Source organism: Kribbella sp. NPDC026596, assembly GCF_040638415.1.
GTDB lineage: Bacteria > Actinomycetota > Actinomycetes > Propionibacteriales > Kribbellaceae > Kribbella.
In genome coordinates this window covers 213,017-230,339 of the sequence record NZ_JBEZYF010000001.1, presented here as the reverse complement: position 1 = coordinate 230,339, position 17,323 = coordinate 213,017, and the positions used below count along the sequence as shown (strand labels likewise).

The 17,323-nt window shown below is 67.3% G+C and carries 15 protein-coding genes; 9 read left to right on the top strand and 6 right to left on the bottom strand.

Annotated elements, in window-relative coordinates; genetic code table 11:
* Nucleotides 1-3 precede the first annotated feature (3 nt).
* The 4 genes from AB0E63_RS01150 to AB0E63_RS01135 are packed head-to-tail and all read right to left on the bottom strand — an operon-like array spanning nucleotide 4 to nucleotide 5,781.
* Entirely contained in the window at nucleotides 4-1,068 is a 1,065-nt protein-coding gene (locus AB0E63_RS01150; RefSeq protein ID WP_360359408.1) for an alcohol dehydrogenase catalytic domain-containing protein, read from the bottom strand.
* A gap of 42 nt (nucleotides 1,069-1,110) precedes the next feature.
* Nucleotides 1,111-3,648, bottom strand: a complete 2,538-nt coding sequence (locus AB0E63_RS01145) for an ATP-binding cassette domain-containing protein (RefSeq protein WP_360359406.1) — start codon at nucleotides 3,646-3,648, stop codon at nucleotides 1,111-1,113.
* Between the two features lie 34 nt (nucleotides 3,649-3,682).
* Nucleotides 3,683-4,789, bottom strand: coding sequence for a substrate-binding domain-containing protein (locus AB0E63_RS01140; RefSeq protein ID WP_360359403.1), 1,107 nt, complete (start codon nucleotides 4,787-4,789; stop codon nucleotides 3,683-3,685).
* Nucleotides 4,786-5,781, bottom strand: coding sequence for an ABC transporter permease (locus AB0E63_RS01135; protein WP_360359401.1), 996 nt, complete (start codon nucleotides 5,779-5,781; stop codon nucleotides 4,786-4,788). The genes AB0E63_RS01140 and AB0E63_RS01135 overlap by 4 nt, the downstream gene beginning before the upstream one ends.
* A gap of 154 nt (nucleotides 5,782-5,935) precedes the next feature.
* Between AB0E63_RS01135 and eboE the strand changes: the two genes are divergently transcribed.
* Genes eboE through AB0E63_RS01120 form a run of 3 tightly spaced genes read left to right on the top strand, consistent with a single transcriptional unit; the run spans nucleotide 5,936 to nucleotide 8,729 of the window.
* Nucleotides 5,936-7,159 (top strand): metabolite traffic protein EboE, encoded by a 1,224-nt coding sequence (gene eboE / locus AB0E63_RS01130; protein ID WP_360359398.1) that lies wholly within the window; start codon nucleotides 5,936-5,938, stop codon nucleotides 7,157-7,159.
* A gap of 17 nt (nucleotides 7,160-7,176) precedes the next feature.
* Entirely contained in the window at nucleotides 7,177-7,962 is a 786-nt protein-coding gene (locus AB0E63_RS01125) for an SDR family NAD(P)-dependent oxidoreductase (RefSeq protein WP_360359395.1), read from the top strand.
* 59 nt (nucleotides 7,963-8,021) lie between these two features.
* Nucleotides 8,022-8,729: a helix-turn-helix domain-containing protein gene (locus AB0E63_RS01120; protein WP_360359392.1), complete on the top strand. Its 708-nt coding sequence runs from the start codon at nucleotides 8,022-8,024 to the stop codon at nucleotides 8,727-8,729.
* Nucleotides 8,730-8,735: 6 nt separating this feature from the next.
* Here AB0E63_RS01120 and AB0E63_RS01115 read toward each other — a convergent pair whose 3' ends face one another.
* Both AB0E63_RS01115 and AB0E63_RS01110 read right to left on the bottom strand, forming a co-directional pair.
* Nucleotides 8,736-9,737, bottom strand: coding sequence for an NADP-dependent oxidoreductase (locus tag AB0E63_RS01115; protein ID WP_360359389.1), 1,002 nt, complete (start codon nucleotides 9,735-9,737; stop codon nucleotides 8,736-8,738).
* A gap of 25 nt (nucleotides 9,738-9,762) precedes the next feature.
* Nucleotides 9,763-10,623 (bottom strand): alpha/beta hydrolase, encoded by an 861-nt coding sequence (locus AB0E63_RS01110; protein WP_360359386.1) that lies wholly within the window; start codon nucleotides 10,621-10,623, stop codon nucleotides 9,763-9,765.
* A 138-nt stretch (nucleotides 10,624-10,761) separates the two neighbouring features.
* Between AB0E63_RS01110 and AB0E63_RS01105 the strand changes: the two genes are divergently transcribed.
* The 6 genes from AB0E63_RS01105 to AB0E63_RS01080 all read left to right on the top strand — a co-directional run bounded on the left by AB0E63_RS01105 (nucleotide 10,762) and on the right by AB0E63_RS01080 (nucleotide 17,304).
* Nucleotides 10,762-11,361, top strand: a complete 600-nt coding sequence (locus AB0E63_RS01105; protein WP_360359383.1) for a TetR/AcrR family transcriptional regulator — start codon at nucleotides 10,762-10,764, stop codon at nucleotides 11,359-11,361.
* 147 nt (nucleotides 11,362-11,508) lie between these two features.
* The gene (locus AB0E63_RS01100) at nucleotides 11,509-12,312 is read left to right on the top strand and encodes an alpha/beta hydrolase (RefSeq protein WP_360359380.1); all 804 of its coding nucleotides are present in this window, start codon (nucleotides 11,509-11,511) and stop codon (nucleotides 12,310-12,312) included.
* Entirely contained in the window at nucleotides 12,309-13,490 is a 1,182-nt protein-coding gene (locus AB0E63_RS01095) for a SpoIIE family protein phosphatase (RefSeq protein WP_360359377.1), read from the top strand. Before AB0E63_RS01100 ends, AB0E63_RS01095 begins: the two co-directional genes overlap by 4 nt.
* Nucleotides 13,491-13,543: 53 nt before the next feature.
* Nucleotides 13,544-14,299, top strand: a complete 756-nt coding sequence (locus tag AB0E63_RS01090) for a GAF and ANTAR domain-containing protein (RefSeq protein WP_360359374.1) — start codon at nucleotides 13,544-13,546, stop codon at nucleotides 14,297-14,299.
* Nucleotides 14,292-14,639: an STAS domain-containing protein gene (locus AB0E63_RS01085; protein WP_360359372.1), complete on the top strand. Its 348-nt coding sequence runs from the start codon at nucleotides 14,292-14,294 to the stop codon at nucleotides 14,637-14,639. The genes AB0E63_RS01090 and AB0E63_RS01085 overlap by 8 nt, the downstream gene beginning before the upstream one ends.
* A 160-nt stretch (nucleotides 14,640-14,799) precedes the next feature.
* A complete protein-coding gene (locus tag AB0E63_RS01080; protein WP_360359370.1) occupies nucleotides 14,800-17,304 on the top strand; it encodes a X2-like carbohydrate binding domain-containing protein in 2,505 nt (834 codons plus the stop codon).
* Nucleotides 17,305-17,323 lie beyond the last annotated feature (19 nt).

Genomic DNA, 17,323 nt, shown 5'->3' with positions numbered 1-17,323 from the left:
AGGTCAGGAAGCCGAGCGGACCAGTACCTTGAGCTGGTCGCCCTGCGGATCGATCAACGGGTCGAAGCCCTTGGTCACGACGTCGGCCAGCCCGATCTCGGCGGTGATCACGCGGCCGACCGGGTAGGTGCCGGAGGCAACCATGCGGATGATCCGCGGCCAGTCGGTCATCCACCAGCACCAGCTGCCATACAGGGTGAGGTCCTTGGCCGACAGCGCCATCGCGTCGAGGGTGGCGGGCTTGGTGTGCAACCCGGTCTGGACGATGGCCGCGCGTTTGCGGGTCTGCTCCACACACGACGTGAGGCCGGGAGTGCTGCCGGAGCACTCGATGGCGAGGTCGACGCCGTCGCCGTCGGTGAGCTGCCCGACCACCTCGTCGAGCTCTCCGGTGGTCGGATCCACCACCGGGCCGATGTCGAGCGAGGCGGCCAGCGCGGAGCGGTTCTTGTTCGGCTCGGAGATGATCACCGTCGACGCCCCGACCGCACTGGCGTACAGGGCGGACAGGATGCCGATCGGTCCCGCTCCGGTGACCAGGACGATGTCGCCACCGGTGACCCCGGCGCGCTCGACGCCGTACGCCGCGACCGCCGCAGGTTCGACGACCGCTCCCTCGAGATCCGAGACCTCGTCGGGGAGCTTGGCGACCTGGTACTCCTTCACCACGGCGTACTCGGCGAGGCCGCCGGTCTCGGCGCTGAGGCCCGTGCAGGCGAACTGCACACACAGGTGTCCCTGACCGCGGCGGCAGTAGCGGCATCGTCCGCACACGATGGCCGGCATGATCGAGACCCGGTCCCCGACGCTGACCCCGCGGACCGCGGCGCCGACCGCGGCTACCCGGGCGGAGAACTCGTGTCCGAGGGTCTGCGGCAGTGTCACGCCGGTCAGCGGATGCGGCGTCGTCGGGGTGACGATCGGTCCCACGGCGTACTCGTGCAGATCGGTTCCGCAGATGCCGCAGTACAAGACCTCGACGAGTACGTCGTCGGCCTCCCGCACCTGGGGCTCGGCGACCTCCTCCACCCGGATGTCCTGTTTTCCGTAGTAACGCGCTGCTCGCACGGCGGTGTCCTTTCGTAGTCGGCGACGGGAGATCCCGTGCGGTCAGTGTGCGACGCCCTCGGCCTTGCGGCCGCTACCTCGCACCTGGCTGTAGACAAGGGCCGCGATCACGATCAGGGCGCCCTGGAAGAGGTACTGCCAGGTCTGGGTGAGGCCGAGGAACGTGGTCGCGTTGAGGAGTTGCACGATCAGGCCGGCGCCCAGCAGGGTGCCGACGAAGGTGCCGCGGCCGCCGAGCAGGCTGGTTCCGCCGAGCACGACGGCGGTGATGCTGGTCAAGGTGTAGCCGACGCCTTGGGCGGGATCGCCGATCCCCAGCTGGGACAGCAGGACGAGCGCACCGAGGAACGTGAAGAGCGACACGACGACGTACCCGGTGACGACCGTCCGCGTGGTCCGTACGCCGAGCCGGCGGGCGGACTCCTCGTCCGAGCCCACCGCCCGGATGTTCAGACCCCAGCGGCGGGTGCGGAGCAGGAACTCCATCGCGAACGTGACGAGGACCAGGACGACGAAGGCCACCGGGACCGGGCCGATCGTCGTGGTGATCAGGTCGGTCGCCGTCCGGCTGATCAGACCGCCGGGCTTGTCGCGCAACAGGAAACTGAAACCCTGCAGAGCGATGTACGTCGCCAGGGTCGCGGCCACCGGGGTGAACTTGCCGAATCTGATCAGCGAACCGTTGACCACCCCGGCGAGTGCGGCGAGCGCGGCCATCAGGGCCAGTCCGAGGACCACCGCCGTACCAGAGTGTCCTTCGGTGAGGAAGAAGGAGCCGACCACGACGAGGAATCCCGCGAGTGGGCCGACGGACAGGTCGATGCCGGCGGTCATCAGGGCGACCGTCTGGCCGAGCGCGATGAACCCGAGCGCACTGACGAGCAGCATCACCGAGGTGACGTTGAAGGGCAGCAGGTAGCGCTCGTTGCGGGAGTAGATGTACGCGCCGAGGCAGAGCATCACGGCCGCCAGGACCAGGACCGGGGCGTAGTCCCCCTCGAGCTTGCGGCGCCAGCGTGGGCTGAGCCTGCGGCCGGCCGCCCGTTCGGTCTCGGTACGGGTGTGCGTGGTCGATTCGACCGCGGCGCGGATCATCCGCTCCTCGGTCACCTCGGCACCGGCCAGCGACGCCACGACATGGCCGCGGGACAGCACGATCACCCGGTCGCAGAGTCCTTCGAGCACCTTGGCGTCCGATGACGCGACGACGACCGGGACCCCGCTGTCGGAGACCTCCCGCAGGATGCGGTAGATCTCGGCGCGGGCGCCGACGTCCACGCCCTGAGTCGGCTCATCGGCCAGCAGGATCGCCGGCTTCGACAGCAGTGACCGAGCCAGCACGACCTTCTGTTGGTTGCCACCGGACAGGCTGGTCACCGGTGACTCGAGACTCGGGGTCTTCACCGCCAGTCCGGCCACCTCGGCGCCGACCAGCTCGACCTCGCGCCGGCGGCTGACGAACCGGGCCGGACCGAGCCGCTCGAGGGCGCTGAGCGCGGCGTTCTCGCGCACCGACAACGACATCATCAGTCCCTCGTGATGCCGGTCGGCCGGCAGGTACGCCGAGGAGCGCAGCAACTGCCGATGGCCGAGCCGCTCCCCGTCGATGACCACGGCACCGCTGTGCGCGTCGAGGCCGGCGAGGGCCCGGAGCAGATCGCTCTGGCCATTGCCGACAACGCCCGCGACGCCGACGATCTCACCGCGCCGCGCGGTGAAGGAGACGTCGGAGAACCGGTCGCCCGACAACCCTTCGACGGTGAGTACCGGCTGCTCGTCGTCGGCACCGAGCTGCTTGGCCGGGAAGGTGTACTCCAGTTGCCGGCCGACGATCATGGCCAGCAACTCCTCGTCGGTGACCTCGCCGACCACGGCGGTCCCGCGGTGCTGCCCGTCCCGGAGAACGGTCACGCGGTCGGCGAGCTCACGGACCTCGGCGAGGCGATGCGTGATGTAGACGACGGCGGTCTCGTCGGCCGCGGCCGAACGGATCAGGTCGAACAGCAGCCCGACCGATTCCTGGCCGAGTGGTGCCGTCGGCTCGTCGAGGATGAGCAACCGCGGCTTCATCGCCATCGCCTTCGCGAGCTCGAGCAGGTGCTTCTGCGCGATGCTCAGGTGGCCGACGCGATCCTCCAGGTGCGCGGTGCATCCGACGCGCTCCAGCAGTGCTCGCATCGCCGTACGTCGATCGGGACCGTCGAGGAAGCGCACGGGCACGGCGACCGCGATGTTCTCCGCGACCGTGAGGTCCGGCAGGACCGCGGGGTGCTGGTGCACGATCGCGATCCCCAGCTCGGTCGCCCGTCCCGGCGTGAGCTCCTCGACGACCTCGCCGAGGACCGCGACGGTGCCGCGGTCGGGAGCAATGGTGCCGGAGGCAACACCCATCAGGGTGGATTTGCCGGCGCCGTTCTCACCGAGCAGTGCGTGCACCTCGCCGGGCCGGACCTCGAGCGACACGTCGGTCAGGGCGGCGACAGCGGCGTACGACTTGGAGATGCCCTGCAGCGCCAGGGTGGGCTGCATCGCCTCGTCCATCGTCCGGGCAGCTCTTGTCTCCTGCGTCACGTTGATCACCACAGCGTCCTTCGGGTCAGGTGTTCTGTCGGACTCACTTGAGGAGCTTCGCCTGCTCCTCGCCGGACATCTCCGCGGACAGGTAGACGTCATCGGGCAGGTTCGACTTGCACTGCACCGGCTTGTCCTTGGAGGTGGAGTCTTCGAACACCACCGACGGGAACGTCGAGGAGGCGGGCACCTGACCGCCGGTGGCGCGTGCGACCGCCTGCTGGATGGCCAGCCGGGAGTGGTCGTTCTGCGTCGAGACCGTGAACAGCTTGAAGTCGGGGTTCTTGGCCTTGTTCTTCTCCCAGAAGCAGGACAGGACGTTGCCGTCGGAAGCGGCGATGGCCGGGATGGACCGGCCGCTCTGCTCGAACACCGGCAGCGCGCCCACCAGGGACGGGCCGAAGTCTGAGACGATCACGTCGATGTCGGAGTTCTGCGAGATCGCCGCCGTCAGCCGCTTCTGCGTCTCGGCGGGATCCCAGTTGGTGACCTCGAACGGCTGCTCACCGATGAACTTGTACTTGCCGGTGGCATCGAGCACCGAGTGCAGGCCTTCGGCTTCCTTGCGGCCCTGGCTGTTCCCGGGCGGGCCGGACAGGAACAGCACGTTGCCGCCGTCCGGCAGGATCTTCTTGATCCAGTCGCCCCAGTTCTTGCCGGCGTCGGCGAAGTTCGTGTCGACGAACACGTCGTAGTCCTCGCCCGCCTTGCCACCCGGGTCGACCCGGTACGGCACGGTCACGACGCCGGCCTTGTAGGCGCTGCGGATCGCCGGCAGCACAGCCTCACCGGCGTCGGGGAAGACGACCAGCGCGTTCACACCCTTCGCGACCATCCCCTGGATGTCGGCGATGGCCTTCTGCGTGTCGCCCTGGCCGTCGGCGTACTCGAAGCTGGTGACGCTGGGGCACTTGGCGGCCTCCGCCTTGGCGGACGCGGTGGTGACCAGGCGCCAGCTGTTGCCGCCGAAGCCGTCGGTCATGCCGAGGACGGCCTTCTTGCCCCCACACCAGGAGGGGACGTCGCCGCCGGCGGCCGCGTTGTTGGAGGTGTTGGCGGAGCCGGAGCCGCCGCAGCCCGCGAGTGCGAGGCCGACGGCTCCGGTGCCGAGCAAGGCGATCAGACGTGCGCGGCGAGCGGATCGGATCATGACAGGGTTCCCTTCCTGGAACTTGCCGTACTGAGGGGCAGTTGAGGGGCGGACGTGAACCGGCGGCGTACGGCGGTCCAGTCGACGCTGTAGAGGGCGACACCCACGGTGAGGGCAGCCGCTTCGACCAGAGTTCGGATGGCGAACGAGACACCGAGCGCGAGCACGAACTGCTCGAGCTGGGAGAGGAAGACCGCGGCGACGGCCGTCGCGACCAGGAAGCCGCGGCCGCCGAGCAGCGAGGTCCCGCCGAGCACTACGGCGGCGACCGATGGCAAAAGGTAGGCGTCGCCTTGGAACGCGGTGGGCTGGGCGATGATCCCGGCCAGCAGGACGCCCGCGAGCCAATAGAGGATCTGGGCCCACACGTAGGCACCGGCGCGATACCAGGTGACCGGGAGTCCGGTGGCGGCCGCGGCGGTCGGGTTCGCGCCGATCGCCTCGAAGCGGCGCCCGCCGACGGTGGTCTTCATGACGATCGTGGCGATCGCGACCACGACGACCGCGATATAGACCGAGTTCGGAATGCCCACGGTGACTCCCCCGGCCACGTCTCGCAACAACGCGGTCGTACGCCGGGGCGAACCACCGGAGATGCCGAGCACCACGGCGTACAACAGGGCGTTGACGCCGAGGGTGGCCACGATGGGGTTCAGCCGGCGCCGACCGATCAGTACTCCGTTGAGGACACCGAAGCCGATCGCGACGACGAGACCGAACAGCAGCGCGCCCGGCAACTTGGCGTCGTCACCGGCCGGCCGGTGTGTGGTGATCACCACCGCCAGCGAGACCGCGCCTGGAACCGACAGGTCGATGCCGCCTTGCTGCACGACCAGCGTCTGGCCGATGCCGACGATCGCGAGGACCGCCGCGAACGGCAGCATGCCCAGCAGCGCACTGTGGTCGACGCTCGTCGGCGCCAGTACCGCGCTGGCGGCGACCAGCAGGATCAGCGCCGCGCTGACGGTGATCAGTCCCCGGGAGACGCGCATGCTTCCACCTCACAGTCACCAGCCGGATGTTTGGTGGGACTGTACATATGGCCTCTGGTGTTCACAAGACCCCAGCTTCTGTGACCTTGAGTGAACACTTACTCAGGATTCTGAGGTATTGCTAGGCGCAAGTGTTCAGTGTTACTAATCATTCATGAAGCTCAGTGACCGGCTCGGCCACCTCACCTACTCGACCCTCGTCCATCCCGGTGACACCTGGGCCGAGATGCGCGACAGCGTCGTACGCCATGTGCCGGAGGTGAAGCGGCGGGTGTCTCCGGACGCACCGATGGGCCTGTCGCTGCGGCTGTCCGGAGCGTCCGTGGCGACGCTGCAGGACGATCCGGCCGAGCGCGCGGACTTCCTCGGCTACCTGCGCGACCAGGATCTCTACGTCTACACCGTCAACGCGTTCCCGCACGGCCCCTTCAAGGGCCGGTCGGTGATGGAGCAGGTGTACGAGCCGGACTGGGCCACCGAGGACCGCACTCTGTACACGATCGGCGTCGCCGAGGTCCTGGCCGACATCACCGAGGCCGACGTCGAACCGTCCATCCAGACCGCCCCGCTGGCGTTCCGTCCGAACGTCGACGGACCGGCGTTCGTCGACCGCTTCACCATGAACCTGCTCCGCGTCGTCGCCCATCTGGTCGACGTGGAACGCCGTACCGGGCGCAAGGTGAAGCTGGCCCTCGAACCCGAGCCCTTCTGCTTCCTGGAGACGACCGAGGAGACCGTGCGGTACTTCGAGGAGCGGATCTACTCCCGGGCCGGCATCGCCGAGTTCGCGAAGCTGGCCTCGGTACCGGTGTCGGCCGCGGTGGGGCTGGTCCGGCGGCATCTCGGCGTGGTCTTCGACATCGGGCACCAGTCCGTGGAGTTCGAAGACATTCCGGCCGCGCTGGAGTCGCTGGTCGCGGCCGGCATCCCGATCTTCAAACTGCAGGAGGCCGCGGCGCTGTGGGTGCCCGAGGTCAGCGCGGACACAGTACGGGCGCTCGAGCAGTTCACCGACACGATCTACCTGAGTCAGACCACCGAGCGCCGCGACGGGCAGCTCACCCGTTTCCTCACCCTCGGCGACGCGATCGAGGCCTGGACCGAGTCGCCGGGTGGCCGGCGTGAGTGGCGGACGCACTTCCACGTACCGGTGTTCCTCGACGAGATCGGTGGTTTCCGGACCACCCGGTCGAGTATCGAGGCCGCGCTCGACCTGCATCGGCGTACGCCGCTCTCGGACCACCTGGAGATCGAGACCTACACCTGGGACGTGCTCCCGGAACACCTGAAGACCGGCGACATCGACGAGTACGTCAGCCGCGAGATCGACTGGGTCCGCAACACCCTCGGGGTGCGCGACCCGGTCTTCACACACTGAGAACGAGGGGTCAGCGGATGTCTGGACGAGTGGCCGGCAAGAGCATCATCATCACCGGCGCGGGCAGCGGCATGGGCCGGGTCTTCGCCCTGGGCCTGGCCGGCGAGGATGCGACCGTGGGAGTCCTCGACCGCAGCAAGGAGGCCGCGGAAGCGGTCGCCGCCGAACTGTCCGCGGCCGGGCTGCCGGGTATTCCGCTCACGGCCGACGTGAGCCAGCGGGACCAGGTAAGCGCGGCCTTCGACGCCTTCGTCGAACGGACCGGACGGCTGGACGTCCTGTTCAACAACGCCGGTTTCAACGAGCCGATGCACCTGCTCGATGTGACCGAGAGCAACTGGCACGCCATCATGGACGTCAACGCGCTCGGCACGCTGATCGGCATCCAGGAGGGGGCCCGCAGGATGATGCCCCTCGGGGAGGGCAAGATCGTCAACACGTCCTCCATCGCGGGCCGGCAGGGATTTCCCTCGTTCGCGCCGTACTGCGCGAGCAAGTTCGCGGTGAACGCGTTGACCCAGGCGGCCGCGCGGGCACTGGCCGAGCACAACATCACCTGCAACGCCTTCGCCCCGGGCGTGGTGGACACCCCGCTGTGGACGAGGCTGGACGAGGATCTGATGAACATCGGCGACGCGGACCGACCCGGTCAGGCGATGGCCGATTTCGCCGCGGACATCCTGCGCGGGCGGGTCGCCACCGGCGAAGACATCCTCGGCACCGCGCTGTACCTGGCCTCGGCCGACTCGGACTACCTGACCGGCCAGGTGATCATGATCGACGGAGGCATGGTGTTGGTGTGAGCCCTTCCGATCAAGGCCCCGTTGCCCGTTCCCACCCCGCCATGACCCCAGGAGTCGCCGTGACATCACCTATCGCACCGCAAAGCCCGGAGGATGCGACGGCCGTCAACCTCGGGCTCCAGCTGCGGACGGCCCGGAGGAAGTCCGGGATGACACTGCGCGAACTGGCCCGGAAGCTCGGCGTCTCCCCGTCCTTCCTGTCCCAGATCGAGAATGGCAAGTCGCAGCCGTCGGTGGCGACGCTGTACTCGATGGCGCAGACCCTCGGGGTGTCCATCGACCACCTCTTCGAGAGCGAGGATGCTCCGGACGAACCGGCTGAGGCTCCAGCGGACAAGCCGGTAGCCGACGAGGAACCCGGGACCGTCCGGCGCTCGGATCTGGGGTCTCTGGAACGGGTCTGGCAGGACACCGGAAGCACCGGCCGGCTGTCGGTCACGTCACCAGGCAACCGCACCCGCCTGGTGATGGACACCGGGGTCGTCTGGGAGCAACTGGCCACGAACACGGCCCACCAGCTGGACTTCATCGAGATCGTCTATCCCCCCGGCTCCAGCTCGACCAACGACGAACGCATGCTCCGCCACGACGGCTTCGAGTACGGCTACCTCCTCGAAGGCGAACTAGAGGTCACCTTCGGCTTCGAAACCTTCCTGCTCCACGCCGGCGAGGCCCTAGGCCTGAACTCCTCCGTCCCCCACCTCTTCCGCAACCTGACCACCGCCCCAGCCCGAGGCATCTGGTTCGTCCACCATGACCACAACTAACCAGCGTCATCTCATCGTGACGACGACTTTTCCTTGGGTGCGGCCGGTTTGGACGTAGGCCAGGGCGTCTTTGGTTGACTCGTAGGGGAAGACCTTGTCGACGACTGGGCGGATGGTGCCGGCGTCGACGAGTGTGGTGATTTTCCGCAGTTCGTTGCCGCTTGCCTTCATGAAGAGGAACGAATAGGTCACCTGCCGGCGGCGTGCCTGCTTCTTGATGCGGTAGCTCAGCAGGGTCATGGCGAGCCTCACGAACCACGACGCTCCGATCTCTTGCGCGAAGTCAGGATCGGGTGGACCTGCGATGCCGATGACGGTTCCGCCAGGTCGCAGTACTCGCAGAGACTTCTCGAGGGTCTCTCCGCCCAGCGGGTCGAGTACGACGTCGTAGTCGTGCAGGATCGTGGCGAAGTCTTCCTTCTTGTAGTCGACGACCACATCGGCTCCGAGGCCCTTCACCAACTCGACGTTGGCGGTGCTCGTCGTTGTGGCCACGGTCGCGCCGAGATGTTTGGCCAGCTGAATTGCCACCGTCCCCACGCCGCCCGAACCTGCGTGGATGAGTACCTTCTGGCCCGGGCGCACGTTCGCTCGTTCGACGAGCGCCTGCCAGGCGGTCAGCGCGACCATCGGAAGGGAAGCGGCCTGTTCCATGGTGAGTGATTGCGGCTTGGCCGCGAGGTCGTCTTCGCTAACTGCGATGAACTCCGCGAAGGTGCCGATCCGATCCTTGTCGGGTCTCGCATAGACCTCGTCGCCGGGCGTGAATCGGTGCACCTGAGGGCCGACCCGGACGACGACTCCGGCCAGGTCGTTGCCGAGGATCAACGGTAGGCGGTACGGCAGGATGCGCTTGAACTCACCGTCCTTGATCTTGCCGTCGATCGGGTTCACGCCGGCTGCATGGATCTGAACCAGTACGTCGTTGTCTCGCAGCTCCGGAACCGGCACTTCGGCGGCCCGGAGGCCGTCCGTGCTCTTGTACCGGTCGATGATGAAGGCCTTCACGATGTCTCCGGTTGCGGTCGCGGGCTCACAGGAACCGCAGGGCGCGCTGGACGAAGTCGTCGTGGAACTGGAACACCCCGCCGTGACCAGCGTCGGGGTAGATGACGAGCTGGCTGTTCGGCAGTCGCCGGTCGAGGTCGACTGTGTTCGAGGTGGGGACCATCTTGTCGTTGTCGCCGTTCGCGACGAGGACCGGCTGGTGGATGGTCGCGAGGTTCGCGGGCTTGTCCAGGCCCCAGCGGTGGATGGCCTTGAGCTGAGCGCGGAACGCGCGCACGGTGATGGCCTTGTCGCGGTCGTTGGTGCGCTCTTCCAGTCGGGCGAGGAACTCCTTGCCGGCGCGTATCCCGTTTGGGGTCCTGGTGAAGAACAGGAACTGTTTGGGGTCCTGACGGGTGAGCAGTCCGCGCGCGGTGTCGAGGTAGGAGATGCGGGTCACCTTGTCGATACCGACGCCGCCGGCCGGACCGGTTCCCGCGATGATCATTCTGCGCACGAGGTGCGGCTCTTCCTGGGCGATCACCTGCGCGATCATCCCGCCCATCGAGAACCCGAACAGGTCGACCTGATCGAAGCCGAGGGCGCGGATGAAGGTCACCGCATCCCTCGCCATCTCCTCGATGGTCCTCGGCGTGGACCCGCTGGACGCGCCGACACCACGGTTGTCGAACGTGACGACCCGATGCTCGGCAGCGATGCCGTCCACGACGCGGGGATCCCAGTTGTCGAGTACGGCGGCCAGGTGGGTGAGGAAGACCACCGGTACGCCGGTCGTCGGGCCGAGCTCCCGGTAGGCGAACCGGACTCCGTCCGCGGAGAGGGTCCGCGTGGGGGCGTCCCGCCAGGACGTCGTCAGGCTCCTGTGCACGGCTGGTGACTCGCTCATTGCTGCTCCTTCTGTGGTTGCTCAGCTGTCGATCTGTGGTTGCTCAGCTGTCGGTGTTTTAGATTATGATCATAATTCTATGGACTCTGCAAGCCTCTGCGGCAAGATTGGCGTATGGATGTAATATAATTACTGGGAGTGGCGAGGCGACTGGAGGAGCGGATGGCGCGGTACGGCAAGGAACACAAGGAGGCCACCCGGCAGCGGATCACCGAGACCGCCGGCCGCCGACTCAAGCGGGACGGGATCGACGGCTCGGGCGTCGCGACACTCATGGCGGACGCGGGCCTGACCAATGGCGCCTTCTACGCCCACTTCGACTCCAAGGACGATCTGGTGGCCACCGTTGTCGCCGACCAGCTCCGCGGACAGCGCGAGTGGCTCAGTTCCCTCGCGACGGATCGCGCCGGGGTCGAACGGATCGTCCGCGAGTACCTGTCCCCCGCACACCGCGACAACCCCGGGGAAGGGTGTCCGTCCGCCGCTCTCCTCGACGAGATCGGACGTTGCCCGGACGCGACGAAGCAGGCCTACACCGACGGCGTGCTGGCGTTCATCGACGACATCGCCGCCCAACTCGCGCCCCACGATCCGGAATCGGCGCGTATGACGGTGCTGAGCGCGTACGCCCTGATGGTCGGAACGATGCAACTCGCCCGCGCCCTGGCCGATCCCAAGCTCTCCGATCAGCTTCTCGAGCAGGGCATCCAGAACGCCCTCACCGTGCTCAACACATAGCAGCGGTCCGGGGCCGCTGCTGGTTTGAACGGGCCCGGACCTAAAGCCACTGAGCCCCCGAGAGCCCTGCCGCTTCTGCGCCTCCAGTACCCGATTTCGGTTGGTCGACTCGTCGTCGGCGGGGAGAGATGCTGCGAGGATGGCTGGGTGGACGTCTTGCGCAGGAACAGGGTCAGCGTCGTCGGGAATCCGGATGGCCGGACCGTCGTGCTCGCGCATGGATTCGGGTGTGACCAGAACATGTGGCGGTTGACTGTTCCTGCGTTGGTTCGGGATCACCGGGTCGTGCTGTTCGACTATGTCGGATCCGGTCGGTCCGATCTGTCGGCGTTCGACGAGGTGCGCTACTCCTCGCTCGGTGGGTACGCGGACGATGTGGTCGAGGTTTGTGCCGCGCTGGACCTGAGTGAGGCAGTGTTCGTCGGACACTCGGTCAGCGCGATGATCGGCGTACTGGCCGCGCGGAAGGCGCCGGAGCGCATCGGTGCGCTGGTGATGGTCGCGCCCTCCCCCTGCTACCTCGACGACGCCGGCTACCACGGCGGGTTCAGCGCTGAGGACATCGAGGAACTGCTGAGCTCACTGGAGTCGAACTACCTCGGGTGGTCGGCCGCGATGGCGCCGGCGATCATGGGTACTCCTGATCGACCCGAGCTCGGCGACGAGCTCACCAACAGCTTCTGCGCCACGGATCCCGCTATGGCTCGGGTCTTCGCGCGTACGACGTTCTTGACCGACTCCCGCCCGGATCTGGCCTCGGTCCGGGTGCCGACGTTGGTGCTGGAGTCGACCGAGGATGTGATCGCACCGCGTGAGGTCGGCGCTTACGTGCACGCCGCCGTCGAGGGATCGACGCTCGTCACCTTGGACGCGACCGGTCACTGCCCGCACCTCTCGGCGCCTGACGCCACCAACAAGGCGATCGTGGAATTCCTCGCGGGCCTGAAATGACCGACAGCACCGAGGAGGCGTACGAGACCGCCCCCTGTGGACTGCTGTCGACGTCGATCGACGGCACGATCGTCAAGGTCAACAGCACGTTGCTCGACTGGCTCGGTTCGACCCGTGATGCGGTGGTGGGGCGACTTCGGTTCGTCGACCTGTTGACCGTCGGCGGGAAGCTCTACCACGAGACCCACTTCGCTCCCCTGTTGCGCATGAAGGGCGAGGTCGACGGCGTCGCTCTCGAGCTCAAACGGGCCGGCGGCGACCGGATGCCCATCCTGGTGTCGTCCGTCGTGAAGTACGACGACAACGAGCGGCCGGCGCTGATCCGTACGACGATCTTCGACGCGCACATCCGGCGAGCGTACGAACAGGAACTGCTGCGGGAGCGCCAGGCAGCCGACCTCGCGCGACGCCAGTCGGAGACGGATCGAGCCAGGCTGCAGGACGCCCTGGCCGTCCTGCAACAGTCCTTGCTTCCGGCAACCATACCGGCGGTGCCGGGGGTGGAGACCGCGGCGTACTACCACACGGCCTCGCCCGACGAGCTCGGCGGCGACTTCTACGACGTGTTCGCCATCGACAGCGAGCGCTGGGGCTTCTTCCTCGGCGACGTCTGCGGCAAGGGTCCCGCGGCCGCCGCCGTGACCTCGGTGGCTCGCTACACCCTGCGGGCAGCCGCGATGCATGACCCGACCGCGGCGCTCGACACGCTGAACGGCGTACTGCACGAGCGGTACGCGGGCGGCGACGATCGCTACTGCACGGCCGTGTTCGGGACGCTGCGGAGTGACCTCGAGACGGGCCAGGTCGCGGTTGAGTTCGCGTCGGGCGGTCATCCGCCACCATTGCTGATTCGTGCCGACGGCAGCTGCGAGTACCTCGTCAGTCCTGACGGCACGCTGATCGGCATCCTGCCGTCGTCACGGTTCCCACAGACTCGCATCACGCTCGATCCGGGCGACATGCTGCTGCTCTACACCGACGGACTGACCGAAGCCCGGGTCAACGGCAAGCGAGATCTGTTCGGCCCCGCGGCCCTGCAAACTCTCGCCACCCAGTACGCCGGAATGTCACCGGATGCACTCGTCACAGCACTCTCCGACGTACTCGCGGGCTTCGGGCCTCGGCTCGCGGACGACACCGCGTTGCTCGCTCTCGGCGTACCCGCTCGCCGAAGCTGACGGTTTGCCCGCCGGTTGCGCGAACATCTGGGTCGGCGAGGCATCATATGGCCATGGATCAGGTCAGGCCGGCTCCCGATGCGCCGAGCTCAGTGGTAACGCCGCCGGTCGCGGCCGACCACCAGCAAGCGGTCGACGCGGATGTCTTCGCGCGCCTCGCGCTCGAGCTGCACGATGCGGGCGGGATGGACGAGACGGTCGAGGCAGTCGTGCTGTTCGCGCTGCAGGCGGAGGCCTGCTCGTACGCCGGAGTCGTGCTGACGTTGCGTGGCAGCCGGGAGATCGGGGCCGTCACCGACCCGCTGGTCGCGGAGATCTACCAACTGCAGTTCGACAGCGGTGAGGGACCGATCCTGATCGCGCTCAGCGAAGGGATCACCGTACATATCCCGGACGTCGTAGCCGAGACGCGCTGGCCTCAGTGGGCGGCGCGCCTGACGCACTACGGCGTCGGCTCGGTCCTGCACGTACCGATGTGGGCCGATGCGCAGCTCATCGGCGTCCTGTCGCTGTACAACACCGAAGCGAACGCGTTCACCGTCGATGATGAAGCGATCGCCCATATCCTGGCCCGGCATGCCTCGATCGCAGTCGCCTCGACTCGCAACGACGAGACTATGGCCGCGGCGGTCGACGCGCGGAAGCTGGTCGGACAGGCAATGGGCATTCTGATGGAACGCTTCGACCTCGACGACACCCGCGCCTTCGAGATCCTCAAGCGCTACTCGCAGGAGCACAACGTCAAGCTGCGCGACGTCGCCCAGGAGCTGATCGACACCCGGAAGCTGCGAGGCAGCGGCAATGGGTGACGATCAGCTGACGGTCGAGGTGGTGGACCGCGGCCCGGACATCCTGATCAGCGTCTCCGGAGAGATGGACTTCGGTACGAACGCCGACTTCCTGCGAGTCGTGCAGCCGTTGGCAGAGTCCGGACGCCCACTGGTCGTGGACCTGGCAGACCTGGCCTTCTGCGACTCGAGCGGCCTCGGCGCCCTCGTCCGCGTTCACAACATGACCGAGGCGGCCGGTGGCACCCTCTACCTGGCCCATCTGCGCCCCCAGCTCAAGTCCACCATCACCCTCACCATGCTCCACCGCCTCTTCCACATCCAAGACGACCTCCCCGACCCAGGCGCGGCCCCGAACTGACCCAGTTCATCAACGGCCCCCGCGTGGCGGTGACGCGGTGTTGGCAGCTTTGGCCGTTTGAATCTTGACAGAGTTAAGTAAAGGGCCCAATATCCTATCGGATCCTGGTTTCGGAGACCGGGGCGCTCGGCTGTCGGCATCATCAGAGAGGTCACCGCTCATGATCAGATCCCTTCGAAAGAAGGCGATGCAAGGCGTCATCACCGCTGTCACAGTCGGTGCGCTGCTCCCAGCCGCGACGTCGTCGGCCGCTCCAGGCGCGAGTGGGCCGCCGCAGGGGCCGCACCGAGACACCACGAAGTCGAGCGTCACCAGTGCGGCGACCATCAGCACTCCGGCGACCGTCACCTCGGGTACGAGTCTCGGACCGGCGGGTGCGGCGGCGCAGAAGCCCTACATGGGCTGGAGCAGCTACAGCATGCAGGTGTACAAGACCGGCAGCTGGATCACGGCGGACCAGATCATCGCCCAGTCGGACGCGATGCACAAAAAGCTCCAGCCGTTCGGATACAAGTACATCAACATCGACGCCGGCTGGAACGGCGGCATCGACGGGTACGGCCGGCCCGTGCCGAGCAAGACGCTGTTCCCGAACGGCCTGCAGGCCGTGATCGACCACATCCACGCCAACGGCCAGAAGGTCGGGCTCTACAGCATCCCGGGGATCTCCCAGGCGTTGCTGGACGCGAACCTTCCCGTGTACGGGCACCCCGGCTGCACCACCGGCGACCTGGCGGTGCAACCCCACCAGCAGGGCGACTACTGGGGCTTCGGCTACCGCATCGACATGACGAAGCCGTGCGCCCAGGCGTACATCGACTCGATCGCCGACGTGTTCGCCTCGTGGGGTGTCGACTTCCTGAAGTTCGACAGCGTGACGCCGGGCTCGGGTCACAACGATCTGTCCCTCGACGCCCGCGACGAGGTCAAGGGCTGGTCGCAGGCGCTCGCCACCCACAAGATCTGGCTCGAGCTGTCCTGGGCGCTCGATATCAACTACGCCGACTACTGGAGGTCGGTCGCGAACGGCTGGCGTCTGGACTGGGACGTCGAGTGCTACTGCCAGGGTGAGGCGCTGACGGCCTGGCCGAACATCGCGCGGCTCTTTCCGAAGGTGGCCGACTGGTGGCGCCACGGCGGACCGGGCGGCTGGAACGACCTCGACTCGCTCGACGTCGGCAACGGCACCATGGACGGTCTGACCAAGGACGAGCGCCGTACGGCGGCAACCCTGTGGGCAGTGTCCGCGGCTCCGTTCTACATCGGCAACGACATGACCAACCTGGACTCGTACGGCCTCGAACTGCTCACCAACCCCGAGGTGATCGCGGTCAACCAGGCCGGCCGTCCCGCGCAACCGGTGTCGACCAAGACCAACCGCCAGGTGTGGTACTCCCTCAACGCGGACAGCTCCTACACCGTTGCCCTGTTCAACCTCGGGACCACCGAGGCCAACATGACCGCGAACTGGGCGGACCTCGGACTCACCGGCTCCGCGAAGGTGCGCGACCTGTGGGCGAAGAAGGACCTCGGCACGTTCGCGTCCAGCTACACGGCGGCGACCGTACCTCCGCATGGCGTTCGGCTGTTCAAGGTCACGCCGCAGAAGGGCTCGACGATCCGCGTCAACGACGACGATCTGCGGGTTTCGTACCAGGGCGACTGGCAGCGCAACGGCAACCGTGAGGTCCCGGCGGTCTCGGAGCCGCTGACGGTGACCGTGACGGACACCGGCACTCCCCCGGCATCCAGCCCGGCGACTTCCGGCGTACGCACGGTTGAGCTGAACAACGATGACCCGGGGATCGTCTACACCGGTTCGTGGAGCCGCAGCACGGGCCGTGGACTCGGTGACTATCAGGACGACGTGCAGTACACCGAGACCAACGACGACGCCTTCAGCTACAGCTTCGTCGGCACCGGCGTCGACTACGTGACGGAGAAGGATCCGTCGCAGGGCCAGGTCGACATCTACATCGACGGCGCCCTCAAGCAGACCGTCGACACCCATGCCGACGGACGCTCCGCGCAGCAGACGGTGTTCAGCATCTCGGACCTGCCGAACGGCAGCCACACGATCCGCGGCGTCAAGAAGTCGGGTCAGTTCATGCTGGTCGACAAGCTGGTCGTCCGGCAGGAGAGCCTGCTGAACCCGGGTACGGCGTCCTTCGACAAGCAGCCGTCCGCCCAGGCCGATGTCACCACCCAGATCGGTCGCGACCCGGGCGAGCTGGCCGGGATCGCGAACGCCGGCACCGACCTGGTCAAGGGCACCGACTACACCGTCGACGGCCGGACCGTGACGATCAAGAAGGCGTACCTCGCGACCCAGCCGACCGGCACCACGAAGCTCGACTTCCGCTTCCGTGGTGACTACCGCGACGACGTCCACGCCACGACAGCCAACGGCGCGGCCTTCGAGTTCGCCTTCAAGGGCACCGGCGTCAGCTGGTCCACGGCACTGGCTCCGGACCAGGGCGAAGCCGACGTCTACCTCGACGGCAAGCTCGCGGGCCAGGTCAATCTCTCCAACCCCGCGCGTGTCACGACCCGCGAGGTCTTCACCCGCGCCGGCCTGAAAGATGCGGCCCACACGCTGCGCATCGTGAAGGTATCCGGCGACGTACTGCGCACCGACGTGGTCCAGTACACCGCGACCCCCTGACAGCCGCGGGCTGGGGGTC

Coding starts and splice junctions, on each gene's coding strand:
- eboE (WP_360359398.1), top strand. CDS start 5,936: ATGAAGCTCAGTGACCGGCTCGGCCACCTCACCTACTCGACCCTCGTC.
- AB0E63_RS01090 (WP_360359374.1), top strand. CDS start 13,544: ATGGATCAGGTCAGGCCGGCTCCCGATGCGCCGAGCTCAGTGGTAACG.
- AB0E63_RS01080 (WP_360359370.1), top strand. CDS start 14,800: ATGATCAGATCCCTTCGAAAGAAGGCGATGCAAGGCGTCATCACCGCT.
- AB0E63_RS01095 (WP_360359377.1), top strand. CDS start 12,309: ATGACCGACAGCACCGAGGAGGCGTACGAGACCGCCCCCTGTGGACTG.
- AB0E63_RS01125 (WP_360359395.1), top strand. CDS start 7,177: ATGTCTGGACGAGTGGCCGGCAAGAGCATCATCATCACCGGCGCGGGC.
- AB0E63_RS01110 (WP_360359386.1), bottom strand. CDS start 10,623: ATGAGCGAGTCACCAGCCGTGCACAGGAGCCTGACGACGTCCTGGCGG.
- AB0E63_RS01140 (WP_360359403.1), bottom strand. CDS start 4,789: ATGATCCGATCCGCTCGCCGCGCACGTCTGATCGCCTTGCTCGGCACC.
- AB0E63_RS01135 (WP_360359401.1), bottom strand. CDS start 5,781: ATGCGCGTCTCCCGGGGACTGATCACCGTCAGCGCGGCGCTGATCCTG.
- AB0E63_RS01085 (WP_360359372.1), top strand. CDS start 14,292: ATGGGTGACGATCAGCTGACGGTCGAGGTGGTGGACCGCGGCCCGGAC.